Here is a 23,382-nt window from a genome sequence, read left to right as displayed (position 1 = left end):
TGTTTTTGAAACCAATTTGACTTAGAGTGATTGGTCAAATTTAATTTAGAATAACTACTGTTTATCAGTCAGTTACAATCAAGTCTTTGTTCTTTTCCCGATAGCTATCGGGACTAGAAGCGCAGCGCCTGCCTGCCGGCGAGGCGGGATCTTAATTCTTTATCGGACAATAATGATTTTTAAAATAAAATTTTGAAAAGGTGGCAATTCAAATAACATCCATAAACATATCTTAATACTTTATACTAAAAGCGCAGCCTTCTTAATTCTAAGTTATCTATTCATGTGTTTGATTTCATCAATAAAGGTGTCCAAATCAACCCCGTCAGCTACTAATGTTAAGGCTTTGTCCACAACGTATTTCACATTGTCGGTTCTAAAGCCAAGACCAATAGCGATTTTTTTCAATAATGTTTCTTCTTTGTCACCTTGTATATGATCTACATGCACCATACGGGCCAAATCAAATAAACGTTCTAAACGACTGTCATATGAGGTAGGTGGATTAATTGGGTGAGATTGATAGTCTTTTAAGATTAGTTTGTAATCTTCCTCACTAATATCCAAATTACGTGCTAAGCGATCTAAGAAAGCTTTCTCATCGTCAGTAATAACACCATCATCCATCGCTACTCTTACTATTGATGCAAAATGATCTTCATTACGCCTTTTAAACCCGCTATCAAATAAATCTGAAATTGACATATCTTTTTTGTTTTAATCCCAATGTAGGAAGTGTGCAAAACTACATTTTTTTTTGATTATGGGTGTAATAAATATAATGAAAATGCGCAGCTTCCTACAGCATAGCCAACTTGGGACATCTTTTTTGCCAACTTGAATTGATGACTATTGCCACGAATATTTAAGATGAAATTCACAATTTCAATAAGTTCCATTTAAAATCTAAACTTTATCTTTGCTCAAAATAAATTTTCTTGAGTAAATCATATCTCTCGCAATCTTATGCACAGACTTTGCAAACGCAAAATCTGCAAGCTGCTATTGCCGTAAATCAAAGTAAGACACGTTTAAAAGGGATTGTTGGATCTTCGTTAAGTTTTATCATCACAGAAGCTTTTAAAACTTCAGACCAACCCTTTTTGTTGGTTTTTAATGATAAAGAAGAAGCAGCATTTTATCTCAATGATCTCGAATTGCTGATTAATGCTAAAGACGTGCTGTTTTATCCTGGTAGCTACAGGCGTCCGTATCAAATTGAAGAAACAGATAATGCCAACGTACTTTTACGTGCGGAGGTTTTAAATCGGATTAATTCTCGAAAAAAACCTGCCATTATTGTTACCTATCCGGATGCCCTTTTCGAAAAAGTGGTGACCAGAAAGGAATTGGAACGGAATACGCTTAAAATATCCGTCAATGATAATCTATCCATTGATTTTGTAAACGAAGTGCTGTTTGAATACCAGTTTAAACGTGTGGATTTTGTGACTGAACCAGGAGAGTTTTCAGTGCGTGGAGGCATTGTAGATGTCTTTTCATTTTCGCATGACGAACCTTACCGCATTGAGTTTTTTGGTGATGAGGTTGACAGTATCCGAACCTTTGATGTCGAAACACAATTATCCACCGAGCAAATCAAGAAAATCAACGTTATTCCTAATGTTGAAAACAAATTTTTAAACGAAAACCGAGAGAGTTTTCTAAAATATATCGCTTCGAAAACAGTCATTTTCACTAAAAATGCGGATTTGCTTTTTTCAAGAATTGATGACTTTTTTGGTAAAGCTGAAGAAGCTTTTAAAACCTTATCCTCAGAAATTAAACACGCTTCGCCAGAAGAGTTGTTTTGTAGTTCTACCTTGCTTAAGCGACAAATGCTCGATTTTACTTTGGTTGAATTTGGAACGTCTACGGTGCTAGGTACGCAAACTATCGAATTTCATACTACGCCGCAGCCATCTTTCAATAAACAGTTTGATTTACTGATTGAAGACCTGAACAGTTATCACGATAAAGGCTACACCAATTATATTGCCTGTGTTAGCGAACAGCAAGCCAAACGCTTTCATGATATTTTTGAAGATGCCAATACGGAACGTCACCGAGCTTTAGAGCAAGGCGTCCATTATAAAACCATTGTATTGTCCTTATTTCAAGGGTTTATTGATCATGACAATGAAATTGTCTGTTATACAGATCATCAAATTTTTGAACGCTACCATAAATTCCATCTCAAAAACGGCTACGCCAAAAAGCAGGCCATTACGCTTAAAGAACTTACTAAACTCGATATTGGCGATTATGTAACGCATATCGATCATGGTATTGGTCGTTTTGGAGGGCTTCAAAAAATTGATGTTGAAGGCAAAAAACAAGAAGCCATCAAACTGATTTATGGCGAACGGGATGTGCTGTATTTGAGCATTCATTCCTTACATAAAATCACCAAGTTCAACGGAAAAGATGGGAAACCACCAAAAATCTATAAGCTTGGAAGTAACGCTTGGAAGGTTTTAAAACAAAAAACCAAAACCCGAGTCAAGGAAATTGCCTTTAATTTGATTCAAGTATATGCCAAACGCAAACTTGAAAAAGGCTACCAATACCATCCAGACAGTTCTATGCAATTAGAGTTGGAGGCGTCCTTTATTTATGAAGATACGCCAGATCAAAGTACCGCTACCGCTGATATAAAAGAAGACATGGAAAGCGAGCGCCCCATGGACCGCTTGGTGTGTGGCGATGTTGGATTTGGTAAGACCGAAGTCGCCATCAGAGCGGCCTTTAAAGCTGTTGATAATGGCAAACAAGTGGCTGTTTTGGTACCTACAACAATTTTGGCCTACCAACATTTCAGAACATTTACGGAACGTTTAAAAGATTTTCCGGTAACCGTAGATTATTTAAACCGATTCAGAACCGCGAAAGAAAGACGCGACACCTTGGAACGTTTAGAAAACGGTCATGTGGATATCATTATTGGAACCCATCAATTGGTGAATAAAAATGTAAAATTTAAAGACTTAGGCTTGTTGATTGTTGATGAAGAGCAGAAATTTGGTGTAGCCGTCAAAGAAAAATTAAAAACACTCAAGGATAATGTTGATGTATTGACGTTAACTGCAACGCCTATTCCAAGAACGCTGCAATTTAGTTTGATGGCTGCTCGTGATTTGTCTGTCATTACCACGCCACCTCCAAACAGGTACCCTATAGAAAGTCACGTGGTCCGGTTTAGTGAGGAAATCATTCGGGATGCTATAACCTATGAAATTCAGCGTGGTGGTCAGGTGTTTTTCATTCATAACCGGATAGAAAACATTAAGGAAGTTGCAGGCATGATCCAACGTTTGGTACCGGATGCTAAAATTGGCATTGGCCATGGGCAATTGGACGGTAAAAAATTGGAACAGTTAATGCTCGGCTTTATGAATAGTGAATTTGATGTGTTGGTCAGTACCACCATTGTGGAGAGTGGTTTGGACGTTTCCAATGCGAATACTATTTTTATCAATAACGCGAATAATTTTGGATTGAGTGATTTGCACCAAATGCGCGGGCGGGTAGGACGTAGCAATAAGAAAGCGTTTTGCTATTTTATAACGCCAGAATATTCGGCTATGACTGATGATGCCCGAAAACGTATCACCGCTTTAGAACAATTTACAGAGTTAGGCAGTGGCTTTAATATTGCCATGAAAGATTTGGAAATTCGAGGCGCGGGCGATTTATTGGGTGGTGAGCAAAGCGGATTTATTAACGATATTGGCTTTGATACCTATCAGAAAATCTTAAATGAAGCGATTGAAGAATTGAAGGAAAATGAGTTTAGAGACTTGTATCAAGATGATCAGGTGGAAAAAGAATACGTAAAGGATATCACCATTGATACCGATTTTGAGCTTTTGTTTCCAGATGATTATGTGAACAATATTACCGAGCGCTTGAATTTATACACCAAATTGAACGAGATCAAAACCGAGGAAGAGCTTCAGAAATTTGAAAACGACCTCATTGACCGTTTTGGAGAAATGCCCAAACAAGTGGTTGATTTGTTGAACAGTGTCCGCATCAAATGGATTGCCACAAAAATTGGTTTGGAAAAAGTGATCATGAAACAGGGGAAAATGATCGGTTATTTTATCAATGATCAAAACAGTGCATTTTACCAAAGTCACGGATTTACCCGGGTGTTACAGTTTATCCAAACCCGTCCTAACATCGCTAAAATGAAAGAAAAACAAACCCGAACAGGTTTGCGTTTATTACTTACTTTTGAACAGGTTAAGACCGTTAAACAAGCCTTGGCGGTGTTGCAGCCTATAGTGGCCTGATTATTGAATCACATTGAAAAACCTTAAGATGATTAAAAAATAAAATAGAATCCGCATGAAAAAAATAATGTTACTATTGGTGTTTCTACCAACCCTGTTACTGGCACAACACAGTATTGAAGGCACGTTTTCGCCAGCAAAAGATTTTACCTATGCCTTTGTGTATAAATCAAACCCTACCGGTTCTATATATATGGATCGTGCTAAAGTGGACGATAATGGACACTTCAAAATCGAGTTGGACAGTACCAGCACTACAGGAATTTATAAAATTGTGTATGGTATACCACAACAGGATCATAATTTTGATTTGATCTATAATGGCAAAGAGGATGTTGTTTTAGAGTTTAGCCTGACGGACGGGTTGGAGTTTAAAGAATCCAACGAAAATAAATTATGGGCATCTTATACGAATAGTATTGAGATGATCAACCGAGCCATCAGCAATTTCTACACACAACAAAGTGAGGATCAGGAGGCATTTAAGGATATTTTTAAAACCTTAAATGAAACACAGGAGGCTTTTGAGTTGGCTTCTAAAAATGCGATGGTATCTGTGTTTATACAGGCAAACCAACCTTATATCCCTGAAACATACGAGGATGTTTCTACCTATTCCAAAAATTTAAAAAACAGTTATTTAAAGAATGTAGATTTTAGCAATCCGCTTTTACAAAGTTCAGAGTTTTTGTCTGATAGAGTCATGGCGTATGTTTTCGGAATGACTCCAAGTCCGACAGAAGCATTTTACAAGCAACAAATTGACAATTTGACTTCTTATATCGGACCGGAAAATAGTGAAATAAAAATGGTGCTATTGCAAGCAGTATGGAACAATATGGTGCAAATTGAAGAGTCTGGGGTTGCTAATTATATTGCTGATACCTATTTGTTAGACCTCGCAAAAAAAGAGAATAACGACATGCTTTTGAGACAATTAAACATCTATAAAAACACGGCTTTAGGAACGGTTGCCCGAGATTTTCCCATTGAGGTCAACAAAAGTGGCAAGAAGGTCAAATCATCACTTCATGCTTTAAATGCGGCAGAACATTATGTGCTGGTTTTTTGGAGTAGTGAATGTTCCCATTGTTTAACGGAATTGCCCCAAGTTAGGGACATGGTTGATCAGATGCCGAAAAACAAAGTGAAGGTTGTGGCGTACGGGTTGGAAGATAATGACGTTAACTGGAAAAAGGAAATTCAAAACTATCCTGATTTTATTCAGGTTTTAGGAGTGGGCAAGTGGGACAATTTCATTACAGATATCTATGGCATTGAAGCAACACCAACGTATTTTGTGCTGGACAAGGATAAAAAAATCATTGCCAAACCACAGTCTTTGCTAGAACTGAAAACTTTTTTAAACACGCTGTAAAAAAAAATCCACACAAAAAAAGAAGCCGTCTCAAACTAGTTGAAACGGCTTTTTAAATTCTCTTTACTGGCTCCCGTACGGGACTGTTCTTTACATGCTTAAACCCCAGAATGGCTCAGTAAGTATTGAGTCACTTTCTTTTTTTATTTTTCCCTTATTCCAAACTCGGAATACGGAGTACTTGTCCCGGATATATTTTATCAGGATCTGACAGCATTGGTTTATTGGCATCAAATATTAACGGATATTTCATGGCATTGCCATAATATTGTTTGGCAATTTTACCTAAAGTATCGCCCGAAATAACAGTGTGGAATTGTGCTTCTGGTTCTACATGGTCCACCGTCATTTGGTCATCAACAGAGGCAATACCATTAGTATTACCAATAACCAAAACTACTTTTTCTTTGGTAGACTGATCCTGTGCCTTTCCTGAAACTGTTGCCATATCATCTTCAATATCTACTTTTAAATTCTCAACATTAAGTTGTAGATCTTTAATTGTTTCTTCTAATTTTTTGGCGCCAGCGCCTTCAGCTTTTAGCTCGTCTGCAGCGGCTTTGGCATGTGCTTCCGCTTTTTCTTCGGCATCTGTTTTTCCTACACCAAATACTTTGGCCCCAGCATTTTTAATAAATGAAAATAGTCCCATATTAATTTAAGTTTTTAAGAATTAAAATTGATTTAAAAGGTAATTTACAATAAGTATTTGAAACCTTGTGATGTGCCGTGTCAATATATTGTTAAAAAAAAGAACGCTCATCTGAAATACATCAGATGAGCGTTTCTAGAAGCTAAATAACCAACCAAAATTTAGCTTCTATTGTTTACCCTTGGGTTATCTTTTTTAGCAGTTTTCTGCTTGCGTTTTTTCTCTGTATTTGGTACATTTTGTTTATTCATTTGTCCTGCAACTTGACCTTCAGCATTTTTCAAATATTGAATATAACCTCGTCCATTAAATGCGTAAGTTGTGCCTGAATTTGCGTGGTACAACTCTATCTCCTGATCATCAATAACGCGCAATTCAAAGAATTCATTGTCAAAATAATCATAATCTAATGTTAATGTTTTGAGGTGCGTATTTCCTGTTACATTACCTACCCCATACACCCCAGTATAATCCCAATATATAGTATCAGGGTTAACTACATTAGTGTCTTGTGAACTTCTGAACTCAGAATCATTACCACCAGATAAAAACTGTAAATAATTTTCATTATCAAACTCGTTTACAGCACCGTTCTGGCTGGTATATGTTTTTTCCCATGCTTCGTATTCTTGTAAAAAATAATGGATGTTGTCATAAAATACAAAGTCATAATCAAAGGTAGATTTTTGATACCCGTGTAGAAAGTAAGACGTATCGTTATTAGGATTGTATAACTCAATCGTGTCATAATCTACTTGGTAAATATCAAAAGTTTGATAGCCATCTAAATCATGGTAGACATCTAAAATCATATCATAGGCATCATATTCACCAATATCTATCCCTAAACCATTGCCTTGACCGTTAGGACCAAATCCTACCAAATTATTGTTGGCATATAGTGTGCCGTTTTTAAACGATAATGTAAATGCAATCTGTAAAAAAGGCGTTTCTCCGTAACCCGTTGTCTGATTGATATCCACATACCACAAGTCATAAGATCCTAATAATTGATGTAATGAAATTGGTGGCTCTTCATACACCGTTTCCTTGGAGCAAGAAGTAAATAGGACTGCAAATATGGCAAATCCGGAAAGTAGTTTTATCATTTTCATCTGTTCAATTTTTATTTTAAAATCTTGGTTTGCCTAGCATAAATGCAATCTTATGAAAGAGCAAAACAGTGGAATAGCTTTGCTTTTATTCATAACCCAACAATTTAAAGATTATGTGGTGCTAGTTTTCAAAACACGTGCCAAATTTTTTGGTACTAAACTTTTTGAAATATTTTTACGCTTTATTTTATGTATTTTTGAATTTATATAATTAGAAAACTTTATGGATAGACCTGTAAAATACGCTGTTTTTGGATCAGGGAGTTGGGCAACAGCCATTGTGAAAATGCTGTGCGAAAATCTTGATGAAGTGGGATGGTATATGCGTAGCGCCTACATAAAAGAGCATTTAATAAAAGAGCAGCACAACCCGAGTTATTTAAGCTCAGTAGAGTTTAAAATATCACAACTTAAATTGAGCAACGACATTAACGAAATGGCTACCTATGCTGATGTGCTTATTTTTGTAATTCCTTCTGCTTTTATTCATGACGAATTGTTGAAAATGACAGTAGATGTTAAGGATAAAATTATCGTTTCAGCAGTAAAAGGCATCATGCCTGAAACCGGAAAATTGGTGGGCGAACATTTTCATGACGTGTATAATGTTCCTTTTGAAAATACCGCCGTCATCGCAGGGCCTTGCCATGCAGAAGAAGTGGCTTTAGAGCGCTTGTCCTATTTAACCATTGCTTGCGCCGATGAAAGTAAAGCAAAGGCCATTGCAAAGAACTTGTCCAGTGATTATATAAAAACCTCTACAAGCGATGATGTGATTGGTATTGAATATGCAGTGATGCTCAAAAATATTTATGCCATTGCTGCAGGTATCGCACACGGCTTGGGTTATGGCGATAATTTTCAGAGTGTGTTGATGAGTAATGCCATTCGCGAAATGAAGCGTTTTATAAAGAAACGTCATAAGATGAAGCGAAACATTAACGACTCAGCCTATTTGGGCGATTTGTTGGTAACGGGGTATTCGCTCTTTTCACGGAATCGGATGTTTGGAAACATGATAGGTAAAGGCTATACCGTTAAATCTGCTCAGATGGAAATGAACATGGTGGCAGAAGGGTATTATGCTGCAAAAAGCGCCTACAATCTTATCGAAAAGAACGAAAGGAAAGATAAATTGCCAATCATTACCGCTATCTATGCCATTTTATATGAAGGCAAAGATCCCAAGCGAACGTTTCAGAAATTGACGGATAAGTTAGATTAGGATCATCTCGTCTTCAGCTTCTATTTTGAAGCTGAATCCACTCCTCCTGAAAAAGGAGGAGCATTTTTAATTTGACCTAACAACTAGGTCATCACCATTAATTTTTTGGTCAGCAAAGTGTTTATTTAATCGAGTTAAACTGATGTGTGAAGGGGGTTTTTTATTTAGCCAGAACGCCCTTCACTGTCATTAAAGGAACCGTTTGGAATGCTTTTTCATTAATTGTGTTTTTTCTGAAGAGATAGGTCTTTTCAAACATGGTATTGCCTTCAAAAAACGTGACCTTAAACTCGTTATTCAATGCAAACAGGTCTTCTTGCATCAATTCAATCTTAGCATAACTCTTTTTGGGAAGGACGTCCAGTTTTTTTCTAAAAATGGAGGTCATTTTTTTGTCAGTATAACCACTGGTCACAATCAGCACCACTTCTAAATCGACGTCTTTGTCATTAATGATGTACGCATTCCAATCTTGGGTTTTGTAAATGTCATTGTATTCATTGACGATCGCAACATAAACGTCTTCAGCTTTTGGAATTTGGATGTCCTTTTTCATATGTATTCCCCATGGAAATGGGGCTCTCTTTAATTAGACAGCAAAGTTACTATTTTATGGAGAAAGTTGGTTTCAGGTTTGCTCTAAAACTGAAATTTATGAAAAATTGGATATTGATATAGTAGCCCTTATCAAAAAGTAATCATTCTTTAAGTGCAATTGCAGAATGTTTCTGCAGTTATTGGTGTTTTGAACCAATATTGTTTTTTTTTCAGATTTAAATACTGTCTTGTAAAGAATGTTGGTGAAAAACACCAACATTGGCGAAAGTGTTCCATCAACGCTTGTAATTGCAGAAAATGGAAGCCTTATAGATACATTTCGACATATGGAAGTGATCAATTTAGAATCGTATTCAAAGAATTTTTATGCCCTTGTTGGTGTTTTTTACCAACAAGTTCTTTTAAATATTAGCTAAAAGAGATTGATTATTCTAAGTTGAAACAAAAAACCGATTCTTATAACCATCAATTACAACGCCTTTTAAATTAAATATAATTAAGTGTTGTAGAATAGCATCACTAGAATATACATCAAAGAGATTATCATTTTTAAAAGCGATGTTATCAATACGCATAAAGTAAAGATCGCAGATCAGGTTAATTTGAACGTGTTTCTGAAGTAACCCTTTGTCTAAAGCGTTCTTCAATAAGGAAAGAATGGTGCCATGCACCAATTGCTCTGAAAAATGAGTGAATACTTTATCTGCCTTCGGATAATATTTTTTAATGCCGAATAGAAATGACGGCTTAAAATGCTTGAGATATTCAAAGCCTTTTTTGTAGATTAAGATGATCTTTACAATCGGATCTTCATTTGCATCACTTACAATGGTATCAATTTCTGCAAGATACTTATCCAGCAAATAAGACAAACTTTGCGTAACAAGATCTTCCTTGTTGTCAAAATATTTATAAATCGTCTTTTTTGAAATGCCCAAAGATCTTGCCAATTCATCTAAAGTAAAACGTTTACTTCCAAATTGAGTAAAGTTTAGGATTGAGCATTCCAAAAGATCCGATTTTCTAGTCATTGCAATTTCAATTATTTCCAACCACCACCTAGGGCTTCATACAAGTCAACAATAGATAATAGTTGCTGTAATTTGCTGTCAATTACATTCAATTCAGCACTTAAAGCACTTTGTCTTGCGGTCAATAAATCTAAATAATTAGCATAACCATTTTTCAACAATTCTGACGAATTAGTTTCTGCATTTCTCAAGGCTTCAACTTCAAGCGCTCTATATTCAAATTTTTGTGTTTCAGCGGTGTAGGTGTACAATGCGTTAGACACTTCATTGCCCGCAATTAGCAATGCTCTTTTAAATTCTAATAATGCTTGTTCTTGTTGTGCGTCAGCCACTTCTTTTTGAGTTCTTATTTTACGCTGATTGAAAATAGGCTGTGCCAATCCGCCAACAATATTTGCGAATAATGAATTGGTATTTAACAATTGGTCAAGCTCCAAACTTTGAAGACCTCCAGTAGCTGAAATTGTTAAGGATGGATAAAAGTTACTACGGGCCACGTTGGTCAGTTCAAAAGCTCTAACCAAATTGTATTCTGCCGCAATAACGTCAGGTCTGTTGCTAAGTAAGCTTGATGGAACTCCCAATTTTAAATCAGATTGCAATACTTGCGCATCTAAAATATTACGTTGGTATTCTTGAGGTTGTTGTCCCAATAAAATACTCAAGGTGTTTTCGGTTCTAAAGATGGCAGTTTCCAAATCAACTTGTAAGGCCCTAGCGTTATTGTACTGTGCAATATTTTGATCTACCGCTACCTGAGTCACGTTGCCCGCTTCTTTTAAGGATTGAATAATGTAAACACTGCTATCTCTAACAATCACGCTCTTTTTGGTTATTTCTAGTTGCGAATCTAAGGCCACCAATTGATAATACGTTGCGGCAATATCAGCCACCAATCGGGATTTTACCGCTTGGTGTGCTGCTACAGTTCTTAAATAATCAGCTTCAAACGCCCGCTTGTTACTTCTTATCTTTCCCCAAATGTCGGCTTCCCATGAAAGGCTGGCTGTCAAATCAAACTGATCTGTAGAAGTGTCAGATAGAAACGAACCAAATTGGCTATTCTTCGACAATTCTTGGTGCGTAACCGATGCGTTTCCGTTTATGGATGGAAGGTAAGCCGCCTTACCTTGTTTTACGTAGGCTTCTGCAGCCAATACCTGTTGGATGGCAACACGGATGTCAATATTATTTTGAAGCCCTTCTTCTATATATTGCACTAAATAAGGATCCGAAAATAATTCTTTCCAAGACAAATCGGCCATAGATAGGCTGTCTGTTGGTAAGGCATCTGTTCTATATAGATTCTGGGTTTCTTCTACGTGTGGTCGTTCATAGTCTTTTGCTACAAAACAACTTTGAAGGGTAAACGCTGAAACCGTCAGCGTCACCATATATTTAAATGTGCGGAGTTTTAAAATTGCTATCATAAGTTTGAATCGTCTTTAAGTGCTACTGTTTGTTGTGGAGCTCCAGAAATTTTTTCCTGTAGCCATTGGAAAAAGATGAACAAAATTGGAATGACAAACACCCCAAGAACAGTTCCTATCAGCAAGCCACCTACGGCACCTGTACCAATAGATCTGTTTCCTGCTGCGCCTACACCATTCGCAAATACCAACGGGGTTAACCCTAAAATAAAAGCGAAAGAGGTCATTAAAATTGGACGTAAACGTGCTTCAGCACCATTAACGGCCGCTTCTAACAGTGATTCTCCATTTCGACGTCGCTGCAACGCAAATTCTACAATCAGAATGGCGTTTTTGGCTAAGAGTCCCAGCAACATAATCAATGCAATCTGGAAATAAATATTGTTTTGCAAACCGGTAAGCTGTGTTACAAAGTATGCTCCAAATACACCTAGAGGCAAGGATAAGAGTACAGAGAAAGGAATTAAATAGCTTTCATACTGCGCTGCCAATAAGAAATAAACAAACACTAATGACAAGATGAAAATTGTGGTGGTTTGGTTACCAGCGTTCACTTCCTCACGGGTCAGACCAGAATAGGCTGTGGTATAATTGGCGGGCAAGGTTTGCGCAACTTCATCTACCGCTTTAATGGCATCACCAGAACTAAACCCGGGTGCTATGGCCGCATTTAAAGTTACGGAGTTAAACAGGTTAAAACGTGTTACAGACTGCGGTCCGTAAACTCTTTTCAAGTTGACAAATGTTGTAATTGGAGTCATCTCTCCAGTAGCGGTGCGCACATAAAGTTTGCCCAAATCGGCTTCTTCAGCGCGATCTTCAGGTAGCGCTTGTACATACACCCGGTACTGTTTACCAAATCTAGAGAAATCAGCAGCAAAGATACTTCCGATATATCCTTGAAGGGTTGAGAAGATATCACTAATTGGGACACCTAATTCTTTTGCCAATTCTGCATTGAGTTCTATCTCATACTGCGGGTATTTGGTGTTGAACGATGACTGCGCATATTGAATTTCCGGACGCTGCGACAGTTTGCCCACAAATTCTTGGGTTACTTTATCCAAATCATTAAAACTGCCTCCTGAACGGTCCAACAAATTGACTTCTACTCCGGCAGAGTTACCAAACCCAGGAATACTAGGTGGTGAGAAGAAAATAATGTTGGCCTCCGGAATCTGAGCGGCCACCCCAAACATCTGTCCGGTGATACGTGCTACAGAAAGCGAATCTTCGCCACGGTCTCCCCAATCATCTAATCTGATAAAGCCCAATCCGAAGTTACTACCGGCACCTCCCAAAAAGCTACTTCCTTCAATAAGAGATCCGCCCTTTACACCAGGAATTTTTATTAGTTTTTCATATAGATCAGCATTGACCTGATGGGTTCTGTCAATTGAAGATCCTGGAGGAAGTTCAACATTCACGAATACAATCCCTCTGTCTTCATCTGGTACAAATCCTGTTTTTACTACGGAAGAGGACCACCAAATGGCACCAACAGATAAAATTAAAATAGCTGCTGTAATCCATTTGTTTCGATATAAGAAATGAACAGACTTTCCGTATTTTGTAACGGTGGCATCAAAACCTCTGTTAAATCCATCAAAAAACCGCCCTAAGAAACCTTTCTTCTTTTTATTCTGTTTGTCATCATGGCCTTTTAAAAATAACGCACATAAAGCTGGACTTAATGTCAAGGCGTTAATTGCAGAAATGATAATCGCCACAATCAGTGTAACTCCAAATTGTTCATAGAAAACCCCAGTTGGGCCTTGTATAAATGTTACAGGAATAAATACGGCAGACATCACCAAGGTAATTGAAATAATGGCACCAGTAATATCGTGCATGGCGGCGACGGTCGCTTTTTTAGGATCATGTTCGCCTTCATCAATCTTAGCATGCACCGCCTCAACTACTACAATGGCATCATCTACCACAATACCAATGGCCAGAACGAGGGCAAAAAGTGTTAAGAGGTTAATAGAGTACCCAAATAGATTAAGAAAGAAAAACGTTCCAATAATAGACACCGGAACGGCAATGGCAGGAATTAAGGTCGACCTAAAGTCCTGTAAGAATATAAATACGACTAAAAAGACGAGTAAAAATGCTTCTGCTAAAGTGGTCACTACTTTTTCAATAGAGGCATTCAAGAAACTGTTGGTATTGTAGGGAATAAAAACTTCGATTCCTTTTGGCAAATCAGCTTTAATATCCTCAAGTTTTTTCTCAATCTCAATAATGATATCACGTGCGTTAGAACCTTTCGTTTGAAAGATCCCCATGTTAACCGCGGGTTTTCCATTAGTAATGGAACCACCGGCATAAGATTGAGCACCTAATTCAATATCAGCAACGTCTGATAGTTTTAAAAACTGTCCGTTACCAAGCGCTTTGATAATGACGTTACTATATTGTGCTTCAGTTTTGAAACGACCACCATATTTAATAACATAGCTAAATGCTTCACCGTCATTTTCACCGAAAGATCCTGCGGAAGCTTCCAAACTCTGCTCACGTAATGCAGCGGTAACATCTGTTGGAATAAGGCCATAAGCAGCCATTTTTTCTGGGCGTAACCAAATACGCATAGCGTAATCCTTAGAGCCAAAGACATTCACATCTCCAACACCGTTAACCCGTTGTAATTCTGGAATGACGTTGATTTTTAGATAATTTTGAATGTAAGTGTCGTCATAATCAGGATTATCACTGTAAAATGACATAAACATCAAAGCGCTTGTTTGTTGTTTTGATGTCGTAACACCTGTTTGCAACACTGCTTGTGGCAATTGAGAATTGGCACGTGCCACACGGTTTTGAACGTTTACTGCGGCAATATCCGGATCTACATTCTGATCAAAAAACACAGTAATTGATGCAACTCCTGTGTTAGAAGCGCTAGACTTAATGTACGTCATGCCTTCAACACCATTGATTTGCTCTTCAATAGGGATAATGACACTTTCCAAAATAGTTTCAGCATTGGCGCCCGGGTATGTGGCGTTTACTGAAATAGTTGGAGGTGCAATATCAGGGTATTGCGTAATTGGTAACGAGGATAGACCAAGGACCCCCAAAATCACGATAATAATGGAGACGACCGTCGAAAGTACTGGTCTTTCTATAAATATTTTAATCATAAGTTCTTATCTTGATTTCTTATCTGAATAATTTTTCGATAGGTTTTGCTACACTATCAAAAGGAATTTCCATAGGCTTCACCTTAGAATCTCCTCTCAATTTAGCCACACCTTTAGCGACTATTTTATCACCTTCTTTAAGTCCGTCAGAAATAACATACATATTATTAACATCGGCTTTGACATTGATACGTGTTGAAACCGCCATATCGTCCTCTGCCAATTTATAGACATAGTAACTACCTTGTTGCTCATAAGTAGATTCTTTAGGAACAACTACAACATCTGTGTAGGTTTTAGGCACTCTAATTTTTCCGCTATTTCCATTGGTCAATAATCTGGCGTCATTATTAAAAACGGCGCGGAAAGAGATAGATCCTGTATTGGCATTAACTTGAGAATTGATGGTCTCAACAGTTCCTTCTTTTTCGTATTCGGTACCATTGGCTAAAATCAGAGTTACTTTTGGAAGATTCTTTATTTTTTCTTGAATCGTATTGCCTTTTGCATTTTGAATGAAATCCAAATACTCTCTCTCATTCATTGAAAAATAAGCATACACATCACTAATGTCAGATACTGTGGTGAGTGGCTCTTGATTGGATGGGCTTACTAAAGACCCCTTACGTAGTCTGATGGAACCCACGTAACCATCAACAGGGCTCTTAATATTGCCATAGTCAATATTGGCACCAATACTGTTATAAGCACTTTGGGCTTGTTGCAATTTGGCCTGAGCAGTGGCCAGTTGTACGTCACTAATGATGTTTTTTTCTACCAATGGCTTGAGTTTGTCAACTTCTACCTGCGCAGCGTTAACATTTGCTTTTGCGGCGGCCGCATCCTGATTAAGTGATTGGGTTTCCAGTTTAAAAAGAGTTTGTCCTTTTCTTACTTTTTGACCCTCATCCACTAAGACATCTGTAATGTAACCTGAAATTTTTGCACGGACTTCACTGTTATTGACTCCTTCTATACTTGTTGGATAAGTGGTATAACCTGTTACTGTTTTTTGAGGAATGACAGTCACTTGAAAAGGCATTGGCCCTTGTGGCCCTTGTGGTGCTTGTTCTTTGTCTGCGCAGCTCAAAAAGAGAGCGATTATACTAAAAGAAATTACTAATGGAAGTTTGATTGTTTTCATTGATTATAGTTTAGTGTTTTTTGCTATTATTTTTGATCTTAATGTGGATACAGATTGGGTGACTTCTTCTAAGAATTGAATGTAGTTGTCGTGAAAATCAAGATCAAACTTTGGATTTTCTTGAAGGGTTTGACTATTAATTCGATTCTTATACACTTTAATTTCTTGATGTAATGCTCTCTGTTCTATCCAAGATTGCATCAATTCATCAATACTCAGTACGATGGTGTCTTCATTGATGGTGTAATATTTTTTACGATCTCCAGGTTTAGTGAAGTACACAATCTTCTTTAAATCAGCTAAATGGTTAAGATGTGTAGAAATGGTGCTTTTACTGGCACATAAATCGGTTACTAAATCTTCAAATGTGGTCCCTATTTTTCCCGTTAACACGATATAGGATAGAATACGAGCAGCTACAGGAGCCAATTGTTCCTTTTGCTCCATAAAAACACCCAGTCTTTCGACTAAATCTTGTTTTGCACTACGAATTTCATTAGTCATGTGTATGAATTTTGTGCAAAGATAAGTTAGGTTCGGAACAATCCGAACCAATCGAAGTTAAACAAATGTTAAATAAAAAAAACCGACGGATTAGCATCGGTTTATAAATTTAAAATCTAATTGTTTATAGTGAAGATTTAAATTGCTCTAAAAATCGGACGTCATTTTCACTCAATAATCGGATATCGCCAATTTGGTGTAACAGCATCGCAATACGATCAATGCCCATTCCGAAAGCAAAACCTGAATAAACTTTTGAGTCAATACCGCAGTTTTCAAGCACATGTGGATCTACCATGCCACAGCCCATAATTTCCAGCCATCCTGTACCTTTGGTAATACGATGGTCAATTTCGGTTTCCAATCCCCAGTACACATCTACTTCCGCACTTGGCTCTGTAAATGGAAAGTAAGAAGGCCGCAAACGGATTTTGCTTTTCCCAAACATTTCTGTGGTAAAATATTGAAGGGTCTGCTTTAAATCGGCAAAACTGACGTCTTTGTCTACATATAAACCTTCCACTTGGTGGAAGAAGCAATGTGAACGTGAGGAAATGGCTTCATTTCTAAATACACGCCCTGGAGAAATAGTTCTTATGGGTGGTGTATTGTTTTCCATATAACGCACTTGCACAGAACTGGTGTGTGTACGCAAAAGAATATCTGGATCTGTTTGGATAAAAAAGGTATCCTGCATATCGCGTGCCGGATGGTATTCTGGTAAGTTCAAGGCCGTAAAATTGTGCCAATCGTCTTCTATTTCTGGACCTTCACTGACGTTGAACCCAATACGGGAAAAGATATCGATAATTTGATTCTTTACAAGAGAAATAGGATGACGTGCCCCTATTGCAATAGGCTCTCCAGGACGCGACAGGTCGCCATAAATGCCTTTCACATCTGCCTTGCTGTCCAACTCCTCTTTTAAGGTGTTTACCTTTTCTTCAGCAGTGTTTTTAAGCTTGTTAATGATCTGTCCGAACGCTTTCTTTTGGTCGTTGGGTACGTTTTTAAATTCTGCAAAATAGACATTCAATAGGCCCTTTTTTCCCAAATACTTAATACGGAAAGCTTCAATTTCTTCTTTAGTTTGCGCGTCAAATGCTTCAGCCTCAGCAATACGTTCTTTTATCTTGTCTATCATAGGTCAAAAAATGAATGGCAAATTTACTGTTTTTTTGGATTTAAGCTTAGGGATTATTGTTGAAATCCTCATTATTTTGGAGATTATTATTCAAGAAGCAGATCATTATAACATTGGATAAAACGGTCAATCAAAACTATTGTATATAGTCTACTTCAACAAAATAATTAACAATGGCCTCCTTCATTAAGACACTTTGTTCTCCAGCTTTTAATGGTGGTAACTGTTCTTTTACTTTATAGTGTGGCCATTTATCCTCATCATAATAGTCAAATTCATAGTAGCCGTACGGTTCTAACAAACGACAAATGGCAATATGCATCAAATCTAATTTATGGTCTTTTTTGAATTTTTTATGGAGTTGCCCCAGTTCTTGAACACCAATTAAATATATGATGGCATCCAAATCTAAAGGGTCTCCCTCAGCAAACTGCTTAGATAATTTGTGAACCACGAGTTCCCAACGCTGTTTTAATTGTTCGTCTCTTGACATCTTTTTAGTTTAGAATTAAAATTTTTCTGGATTGCCCTTCACGTCAGTGATCAACTTCGAGAGGCTTCCCAAAATAATTTCTCGCAAAGTTAACTTATATTTGACGAAATTCTGTAAGATATGAGTGTTTTGGATATCGTTTTGACCGTCCTGATCCTTTTTGGTTTGGTGCGCGGACTGATGAAAGGTTTTTTTGTGGAAATTGCGTCTCTAGTAGCTTTGGTTGCCGGGGTATACGGTGCCATCCATTTTAGTAATTATGCTGCGACGTTTATTGACGAAAATTCTCAGTGGGATGAAAAAACCGTCAATATTGTAGCTTTTGCCGCGACCTTTCTCGTTATCGTATTGGTCATTGCGCTTGCTGGACAAGCATTGACCAAACTTGCCGACTTTGCCGCTTTAGGAATTGTCAATAAACTTCTTGGGGCAGTTTTTGGAGCCTTAAAAATGGCAGTCATCTTGAGTGTGGTCCTTAATGTTTTTGACAGTATGAATAGGGCCATTCCGCTCACTGACGAGAACAGTATTGAAGATTCCATGCTCTACGCCCCTGTTAAATCATTGGTGCCTGCAATTTTCCCTGCCATATTAGAAAAGAAAAAAGAATTTGAAGACGCTTCACAAGAGGAAGAAATTATAGAAACCGGAACGCAAGCAGATTAATAACAATCTGATTTGAATTGTTTTTAAATTGGGATCCGAAGGGCTGAGGTTGACTCTTGATATTAGTCTAAATGATAGATTTCCATAATATCATTGAGATACTTATTGAAATCTATTTTTAAATCGATGAGTTTCCCCGTATGAACATCAAACACCCAACCATGAACTTTTAGACCTCTGTCACGATTTGCCTTTTGAACGGCCGCCGTTTTTATCAAATTGAAGCATTGTTCTTGCACGTTCAATTCCACTAATCTATCATAGCGTTTTTCTTCGTCCTCAATGGCATTCAGTTTTTTACGATGCATACGATACACGTCGCGAATGTTACGCAACCACGGATTCAGAATTCCTAAATCAGCCGATTGCATGGCTGCTTTGACGCCGCCACAAGCATAATGTCCGCATACCACGATGTTTTTGACCTTTAAATGGTCAACGGCATAATTGACCACAGACATTACATTCAAGTCGATGCTGATAACCATATTGGCAATATTCCGATGCACAAAAACATCTCCAGGACCAAGCCCCATCAATTCTTCTGCCGTAACCCGACTGTCGGAGCATCCTATGAATAATAATTCTGGGTTTTGTCCCAATCCTAAATTTTCAAAGTAGTTTGGGTTATCAGACATTTTATTCTTAATCCATAACTCATTGTTTGCAAATACAGTATCTAAATCCATTATGCATTAATTTATCCTAAATTGATTTTGAAGTCCTTAAATGTAGTAAAAATAAAGGCTTTCAGAATTAAATCATAACTATTATAACTACTTACATAATTTGAAAGGGAAAGATGATATCTAAATTATTGATTTTCGCAACGCAAAAAACACAAGACATAATGAAAAATGAAATTAAAATATTCAAATCAGATATTTTTCTTCTGTGGATTAAAAAACCAATAATGGCATGGTAAAACAGATTCCGGACAAAAATGACACGCCAATAAAGTATTGGTTATTGATGTCATCTGGCACCTGTACCCATTTTAGTTTTTTAGCAGTCAGCACAATACTAGTAATCCCAACACTATTCCCCAATGCCAAGCATAGCAATAAGTTGACAATGAACGGTTTGCTCAAATCGTGGTGCTATTTAGCATGACGCCAGCATTTGCAAGTGCAAAAACAGGAATGATAAAATAGGCGACCCAATCGTGTAATTTGTGTTCTAAATGCTGTAATGGCGACTGCTATTTATGGGTTCAAGCTTCAAGTGTATAATATGCTCGATTTGTTCTTTAGACAACACAGGCTGCTGTAGTATTGACGTAGATTTAATATTTTTTGTGATATTTTCAGGTTAATCTACAAATAAAAAAGACGATATTTTTTGATGGATTAGTACAGAAAAAGCCAAGAAAATTCCTGTCAAAGTAGGATGGATGTCAGATTTAAGAAATAGTGTCCAGATGACAATTCCGAAAGTGAGCATCAAGAATTTAGAATAGAATCCTTTGTACGACAAAAAATATAAAACTACCAACATCCCACAAGCAATTGCCAGCAATGGGATTTGAATGTTGTTACTATAAAAAATAGCGATAACCATCACAGTGCCAATGTTATATACAATAGCAAAAGTAGTCAAAAATACTTTTAAACTCAAAGGCACGCGATTGCCCAAAACTTTCAAAACGGACAAGGCAAACGCAATATCCGTTGCCATTGGGACGCCCCAACCTTGAAAGATGATTGGATTATTATTTGAAATGAAAGAGAGCAATACAGGCACTAACATTCCTCCCAATGCGCCGTACATCGGAAACGCTAGCTTCTTTATGCTATTAAGTTCTCCAATTTTGAATTCTCCTTTAATTTCAAGACCAATCAAAAAAAAGAAAATGGTCATTAATCCATAAAATCAGTGGTTTATTAAGCTCAAAACTATCTGAAGTAAAATCAATTTTATAGTGCCAAAGTGTTTGATAACTATCACCCCATGACGAATTTGCCCAAATCAATGCCAGAATAGTGGCAACCAGAAGGAGAATGCCACTGAAGCTTTCAATCTTAACGAATCTTTAAAAAGGAGATAATAAGGAATTATTTACCATTAATTTTAAGTTATATCAGAACGTTAAAGGAATTGATGTGCCCATCTCGTGTCGTTTTTTGAAAAAAGCCGATTTATTTTGTCAGAATCATTTCGATGATGCTATTAATTTCAACATTATAGCCATTATCACGTGCTTCCACTATAAGTTTTGCAATCTTTTTCTTGGATTTTTTGAGGTCTTTGAGTCGTCCTTCAGAGTAACTTGTATCGCCATTAAAACGCTCCTTAATACTTAATCTCTGAACGTTGTGGAATCTAATTTTATCATGCAAAATGGAAAACAAAACATCAGCTGCTTCCGCAGGTTCAAATTTCCCCTCAATTAATTTAAACGATTTTTTTTTAGTAAAGGAATTGGTGGTTTTTTTGGCTGTGGTGTCTTCCATATCGCGATTTTTTGGTTTGACCAAATTTCGTTTATTTTAATCATAAGTTTTTATTTATATTTACTATACTATCTATAAATATATTTTATGAATTATACTTTGAATCAATTACAGATTTTTCTGAAAATAGTCGAAACAAAAAGTATCACAAAAGCCGCAGAGTTGCTTTTTTTAAGCCAACCTGCTGTTTCTATTCAACTGAAAAATCTGCAGAATCAATTTGAAATTCCCTTAACAGAAATAATTGGCCGCCAACTTTACGTCACGCCTTTTGGTGAAGAGATTGCAGATGCAAGCCGACGAATCATAACCGAAGTGGACGCCATGAAACATAAAACTATGGTGTATAAAGGTTTTTTGGCAGGACAATTGAATATCGCTATCGTTTCCACCGGAAAATATGTCATGCCTTATTTTCTTTCAGGATTTTTGCAGCAGCATGAAGGAATCGACCTAAAAATGGACGTCACCAACCGGTTTAAAGTCCTGAAGAGTATTGAACAGAACGAGGTCGATTTTGCACTTGTCTCTGTAATGCCTGATAATTTGCAGGTAGAAAATATTCCGCTGATGTTAAATAAACTGTATTTGGTAGGCAATGTAAAACGGGCAGAACGATTCCTGAAAGATGGCAGCATTGATATGGCAAATTTGCCACTCATCTATCGTGAGAAAGGCTCTGCCACAAGACGTTCCATGGAAAATTTCTTGAGTAAACACCATATTGATGTAACCAAAAAAATGCAATTGACCTCTAATGAAGCGGTTAAACAAGCGGTTATTGCGGGTTTGGGATTCTCTGTGATGCCATTGATAGGTATAAAAAGCGAATTGTTGAACAACGAGCTGAAAATTATTCCGATAAACGGACTTCCAGTGACAACCTTCTGGAACTTAATTTGGCTGAAAGGAAAAAAATTCACACCTGCTGCAAAAGCATATTTGGACTATTTAAAAACCCAAAAAGAAGACCTAATTTCACAAAATTTTCAATGGCATGAAGATTATGAACTTTAGGTCTTATACCAATTTAAACATATAATGTCGTTATATTTGTGTATATTTAAGGATGGCAAAACCACGCGAATTTACGATAAAAGAAAGTGCTTTAGAATTAAAGTCACTTCGTAAATAAACAGTCAAGTCACAGGTTTGAGAAACGGGTAATCTGGTTGGAATCGATCCAAAGCAAACGTTTTAAAACCAGAAAGCAACTGGTAGAGTATCTGGATATCAGTCCAAAGACCCACGAGCGCTGGGCCGGGAAGCACATCGTCCATGGCATCGAGGGCCTATTGACGGATGCACCAAAAAACCTTAAGTCAAGGATCATAACCTAAGAGATCCATGATGGATTTCAAAAACGGGCAAACTCAGGTACAGACCCCTTTTTAGGTTATTGGGATGCCCAGGCGTGGGTTTCCCGACAATACGGTGTAGAGGTCAAATACCATTTACTGCGCCATTACCTGATACAGCATTTAAGGACAAAGCTCAAGAGCCCCGTAAATCGCATTATAAAAAAGATGCACAAGCTGAAAAAGCTTTTTTAAAAACTCCCTGACACGCTGGATGACATTAGATTTAATCTAATAAAGATAAGTATGAGGTTGTAAACCTGTATTTTCAGGATGAGGCTAGGTTTGGGATGATGAACCATTTGGGAAAATACCCCACGGCCTCTGGTGTAAAACCAATAGTCACGTACCAGCATATTTTCAGGACCACGTATATCTATGGAAGCTATTCACCCATTAATTGGATAGTTTGGTTGGGAGATCAATGGTGTGAGTACCGAGATATTCGAGGCCTACCTAAAGGAATTTTCCCTGTACCGGCCAAAGGAATATAAAATAGTGGTCATTGAATGCAGGTTTCCATTCCACAAAAAAAACATAGCGGTGCCGGATAACATACACCTGCTTAGAATTCCGCCATATAGCCCAGAACTAAATCCGTGCGAACAGGTATGGCAATACATTAAAAACCGTTTCAAGAACCAGCGCTTCAAAACCAAGGAAAGCCTAAGACAATGGCTGCACGAGATGGTCTGTGAGATGAAGGCTGAAACAATCAAATCAATTACGGGAAACCATCACTATTTAGATGCATTGATAACGACATTTGAAATTTAAATTGGTA

The 23,382-nt window shown here is 37.3% G+C and carries 22 protein-coding genes and 2 pseudogenes; 8 read left to right on the top strand and 16 right to left on the bottom strand.

Annotation, left to right across the window (positions count from 1 at the left end; genetic code table 11):
- Positions 1 to 273 precede the first annotated feature (273 nt).
- A complete protein-coding gene (locus JEM65_RS09880) occupies positions 274 to 705 on the bottom strand; it encodes a TerB family tellurite resistance protein (protein ID WP_199598991.1) in 432 nt (143 codons plus the stop codon).
- A 233-nt stretch (positions 706 to 938) separates the two neighbouring features.
- Between JEM65_RS09880 and mfd the strand changes: the two genes are divergently transcribed.
- Together mfd and JEM65_RS09870 are read left to right on the top strand one after the other, a co-directional pair.
- Positions 939 to 4,298 (top strand): transcription-repair coupling factor, encoded by a 3,360-nt coding sequence (gene mfd / locus JEM65_RS09875; RefSeq protein WP_199598990.1) that lies wholly within the window; start codon positions 939 to 941, stop codon positions 4,296 to 4,298.
- Between the two features lie 55 nt (positions 4,299 to 4,353).
- Complete coding sequence (locus tag JEM65_RS09870) at positions 4,354 to 5,676, top strand: TlpA family protein disulfide reductase (RefSeq protein ID WP_199598988.1); 1,323 nt, start codon at positions 4,354 to 4,356, stop codon at positions 5,674 to 5,676.
- A 154-nt stretch (positions 5,677 to 5,830) separates the two neighbouring features.
- Here the strand turns inward: JEM65_RS09870 and lysM are convergent, their stop codons facing one another.
- Together lysM and JEM65_RS09860 are read right to left on the bottom strand one after the other, a co-directional pair.
- Positions 5,831 to 6,328 carry a peptidoglycan-binding protein LysM gene (gene lysM, locus JEM65_RS09865; RefSeq protein WP_199598986.1) on the bottom strand — a complete coding sequence of 166 codons (498 nt, stop codon included), beginning with the start codon at positions 6,326 to 6,328 and terminating at the stop codon, positions 5,831 to 5,833.
- A gap of 161 nt (positions 6,329 to 6,489) precedes the next feature.
- On the bottom strand, positions 6,490 to 7,443 hold the full coding sequence (locus JEM65_RS09860; RefSeq protein WP_199598984.1) for a nicotinic acid mononucleotide adenyltransferase: 954 nt from the start codon (positions 7,441 to 7,443) through the stop codon (positions 6,490 to 6,492).
- 52 nt (positions 7,444 to 7,495) lie between these two features.
- Here JEM65_RS09860 and JEM65_RS09855 point away from each other — a divergent pair, with 52 nt between their 5' ends.
- Both JEM65_RS09855 and JEM65_RS09850 read left to right on the top strand, forming a co-directional pair.
- On the top strand, positions 7,496 to 7,654 hold the full coding sequence (locus tag JEM65_RS09855; protein ID WP_199598982.1) for a hypothetical protein: 159 nt from the start codon (positions 7,496 to 7,498) through the stop codon (positions 7,652 to 7,654).
- Between the two features lie 12 nt (positions 7,655 to 7,666).
- Positions 7,667 to 8,668 carry an NAD(P)H-dependent glycerol-3-phosphate dehydrogenase gene (locus JEM65_RS09850; RefSeq protein WP_199598980.1) on the top strand — a complete coding sequence of 334 codons (1,002 nt, stop codon included), beginning with the start codon at positions 7,667 to 7,669 and terminating at the stop codon, positions 8,666 to 8,668.
- 160 nt (positions 8,669 to 8,828) lie between these two features.
- On the opposite strand, the gene JEM65_RS09845 is transcribed toward JEM65_RS09850, so the two are convergent.
- Positions 8,829 to 9,224 carry a hypothetical protein gene (locus tag JEM65_RS09845; protein ID WP_199598979.1) on the bottom strand — a complete coding sequence of 132 codons (396 nt, stop codon included), beginning with the start codon at positions 9,222 to 9,224 and terminating at the stop codon, positions 8,829 to 8,831.
- A 244-nt stretch (positions 9,225 to 9,468) separates the two neighbouring features.
- On the opposite strand from JEM65_RS09845, the gene JEM65_RS09840 reads away from it, so the two are divergent.
- The gene (locus JEM65_RS09840; RefSeq protein ID WP_199598978.1) at positions 9,469 to 9,642 is read left to right on the top strand and encodes a hypothetical protein; all 174 of its coding nucleotides are present in this window, start codon (positions 9,469 to 9,471) and stop codon (positions 9,640 to 9,642) included.
- 15 nt (positions 9,643 to 9,657) lie between these two features.
- Here JEM65_RS09840 and JEM65_RS09835 read toward each other — a convergent pair whose 3' ends face one another.
- From JEM65_RS09835 to JEM65_RS09805, 7 genes are all read right to left on the bottom strand, one after another.
- A complete protein-coding gene (locus JEM65_RS09835; protein ID WP_199598977.1) occupies positions 9,658 to 10,257 on the bottom strand; it encodes a TetR/AcrR family transcriptional regulator in 600 nt (199 codons plus the stop codon).
- An 11-nt stretch (positions 10,258 to 10,268) separates the two neighbouring features.
- Positions 10,269 to 11,687 (bottom strand): efflux transporter outer membrane subunit, encoded by a 1,419-nt coding sequence (locus tag JEM65_RS09830; RefSeq protein WP_233530600.1) that lies wholly within the window; start codon positions 11,685 to 11,687, stop codon positions 10,269 to 10,271.
- Positions 11,684 to 14,836 carry an efflux RND transporter permease subunit gene (locus JEM65_RS09825; protein ID WP_199598976.1) on the bottom strand — a complete coding sequence of 1,051 codons (3,153 nt, stop codon included), beginning with the start codon at positions 14,834 to 14,836 and terminating at the stop codon, positions 11,684 to 11,686. The genes JEM65_RS09830 and JEM65_RS09825 overlap by 4 nt, the downstream gene beginning before the upstream one ends.
- Positions 14,837 to 14,855: 19 nt before the next feature.
- Positions 14,856 to 15,980, bottom strand: coding sequence for an efflux RND transporter periplasmic adaptor subunit (locus JEM65_RS09820; RefSeq protein ID WP_199598975.1), 1,125 nt, complete (start codon positions 15,978 to 15,980; stop codon positions 14,856 to 14,858).
- 3 nt (positions 15,981 to 15,983) lie between these two features.
- Entirely contained in the window at positions 15,984 to 16,484 is a 501-nt protein-coding gene (locus JEM65_RS09815) for a GbsR/MarR family transcriptional regulator (RefSeq protein WP_199598974.1), read from the bottom strand.
- Positions 16,485 to 16,608: 124 nt separating this feature from the next.
- A complete protein-coding gene (gene pheS, locus JEM65_RS09810; RefSeq protein WP_199598973.1) occupies positions 16,609 to 17,628 on the bottom strand; it encodes a phenylalanine--tRNA ligase subunit alpha in 1,020 nt (339 codons plus the stop codon).
- Between the two features lie 136 nt (positions 17,629 to 17,764).
- Positions 17,765 to 18,121: a hypothetical protein gene (locus tag JEM65_RS09805; protein WP_199598971.1), complete on the bottom strand. Its 357-nt coding sequence runs from the start codon at positions 18,119 to 18,121 to the stop codon at positions 17,765 to 17,767.
- Between the two features lie 120 nt (positions 18,122 to 18,241).
- On the opposite strand from JEM65_RS09805, the gene JEM65_RS09800 reads away from it, so the two are divergent.
- Positions 18,242 to 18,787, top strand: a complete 546-nt coding sequence (locus tag JEM65_RS09800) for a CvpA family protein (RefSeq protein WP_199598970.1) — start codon at positions 18,242 to 18,244, stop codon at positions 18,785 to 18,787.
- Positions 18,788 to 18,849: 62 nt separating this feature from the next.
- Here the strand turns inward: JEM65_RS09800 and JEM65_RS09795 are convergent, their stop codons facing one another.
- The 5 genes and pseudogenes from JEM65_RS09795 to JEM65_RS09770 all read right to left on the bottom strand — a co-directional run bounded on the left by JEM65_RS09795 (position 18,850) and on the right by JEM65_RS09770 (position 21,240).
- Positions 18,850 to 19,476, bottom strand: a complete 627-nt coding sequence (locus JEM65_RS09795; protein ID WP_199598969.1) for a carbonic anhydrase — start codon at positions 19,474 to 19,476, stop codon at positions 18,850 to 18,852.
- A 210-nt stretch (positions 19,477 to 19,686) separates the two neighbouring features.
- Complete coding sequence (locus tag JEM65_RS22865; RefSeq protein ID WP_199598968.1) at positions 19,687 to 19,878, bottom strand: Na+/H+ antiporter NhaA; 192 nt, start codon at positions 19,876 to 19,878, stop codon at positions 19,687 to 19,689.
- Positions 19,875 to 19,973: pseudogene (locus JEM65_RS23560) on the bottom strand (Na+/H+ antiporter NhaA); the annotation flags it as partial. The gene JEM65_RS22865 and the pseudogene JEM65_RS23560, both read right to left, overlap by 4 nt.
- A 125-nt stretch (positions 19,974 to 20,098) precedes the next feature.
- Positions 20,099 to 20,759, bottom strand: a pseudogene (locus JEM65_RS22860) (Na+/H+ antiporter NhaA).
- Between the two features lie 166 nt (positions 20,760 to 20,925).
- A complete protein-coding gene (locus tag JEM65_RS09770) occupies positions 20,926 to 21,240 on the bottom strand; it encodes a hypothetical protein (RefSeq protein WP_199598966.1) in 315 nt (104 codons plus the stop codon).
- Positions 21,241 to 21,327: 87 nt separating this feature from the next.
- Between JEM65_RS09770 and JEM65_RS09765 the strand changes: the two genes are divergently transcribed.
- Together JEM65_RS09765 and JEM65_RS22385 are read left to right on the top strand one after the other, a co-directional pair.
- Positions 21,328 to 22,257 (top strand): LysR family transcriptional regulator, encoded by a 930-nt coding sequence (locus JEM65_RS09765; RefSeq protein WP_199598965.1) that lies wholly within the window; start codon positions 21,328 to 21,330, stop codon positions 22,255 to 22,257.
- Positions 22,258 to 23,027: 770 nt separating this feature from the next.
- Positions 23,028 to 23,375: a transposase gene (locus JEM65_RS22385; RefSeq protein ID WP_307810553.1), complete on the top strand. Its 348-nt coding sequence runs from the start codon at positions 23,028 to 23,030 to the stop codon at positions 23,373 to 23,375.
- Positions 23,376 to 23,382 lie beyond the last annotated feature (7 nt).

This window comes from Gelidibacter salicanalis (genome assembly GCF_016469035.1).
Taxonomy (GTDB): Bacteria; Bacteroidota; Bacteroidia; order Flavobacteriales; family Flavobacteriaceae; genus Gelidibacter; species Gelidibacter salicanalis_A.
Note: the sequence above shows the minus strand (reverse complement) of the source record. Positions and strands in the feature narration are given on the sequence as shown.